General features: G+C 55.8%; 1 rRNA gene. It reads right to left on the bottom strand.

The annotated features are described in order from the left end of the window. Positions 1-22 precede the first annotated feature (22 nt). A 23S ribosomal RNA gene (locus ACIQZN_RS34915) occupies positions 23-1,195 on the bottom strand; the annotation flags it as partial.

The following is a 1,195-nucleotide window of genomic DNA, read 5'->3' as shown; positions in this document are numbered from 1 at the left end:
AACACAGTGGACGCGAGCAACTGAGGACAAGCCCTCGGCCTATTAGTACCAGTCAGCTCCACCCGTTACCGGGCTTCCACATCTGGCCTATCAACCCAGTCGTCTACTGGGAGCCTTAACCCTTCAAGAGGGTGGGAATACTCATCTCGAAGCAGGCTTCCCGCTTAGATGCTTTCAGCGGTTATCCTTTCCGAACGTAGCCAACCAGCCATGCCCTTGGCAGAACAACTGGCACACCAGAGGTTCGTCCGTCCCGGTCCTCTCGTACTAGGGACAGCCCTTCTCAATATTCCTACGCGCACAGCGGATAGGGACCGAACTGTCTCACGACGTTCTAAACCCAGCTCGCGTACCGCTTTAATGGGCGAACAGCCCAACCCTTGGGACCGACTCCAGCCCCAGGATGCGACGAGCCGACATCGAGGTGCCAAACCATCCCGTCGATATGGACTCTTGGGGAAGATCAGCCTGTTATCCCCGGGGTACCTTTTATCCGTTGAGCGACAGCGCTTCCACAAGCCACTGCCGGATCACTAGTCCCGACTTTCGTCCCTGCTCGACCCGTCGGTCTCACAGTCAAGCTCCCTTGTGCACTTACACTCAACACCTGATTGCCAACCAGGCTGAGGGAACCTTTGGGCGCCTCCGTTACTCTTTAGGAGGCAACCGCCCCAGTTAAACTACCCATCAGACACTGTCCCTGATCCGGATCACGGACCCAGGTTAGACATCCAGCACGACCAGAGTGGTATTTCAACGACGACTCCACAACCACTGGCGTGGCCGCTTCAAAGTCTCCCACCTATCCTACACAAGCCGAACCGAACACCAATATCAAACTATAGTAAAGGTCCCGGGGTCTTTCCGTCCTGCTGCGCGAAACGAGCATCTTTACTCGTAGTGCAATTTCACCGGGCCTATGGTTGAGACAGTCGAGAAGTCGTTACGCCATTCGTGCAGGTCGGAACTTACCCGACAAGGAATTTCGCTACCTTAGGATGGTTATAGTTACCACCGCCGTTTACTGGCGCTTAAGTTCTCAGCTTCGCCACCCCGAAGAGCAGCTAACCGGTCCCCTTAACGTTCCAGCACCGGGCAGGCGTCAGTCCGTATACATCGCCTTACGGCTTCGCACGGACCTGTGTTTTTAGTAAACAGTCGCTTCTCGCTGGTCTCTGCGGCCACCCCCAGCTCA

Origin of the sequence: Streptomyces sp. NPDC097595 (assembly GCF_044761525.1) — a bacterium.
GTDB classification, from domain to species: domain Bacteria; phylum Actinomycetota; class Actinomycetes; order Streptomycetales; family Streptomycetaceae; genus Streptomyces; species Streptomyces drozdowiczii_A.
The sequence above is the reverse complement of the archived record's forward strand: the minus strand, read 5'-3'. Positions and strand labels throughout refer to the sequence as shown.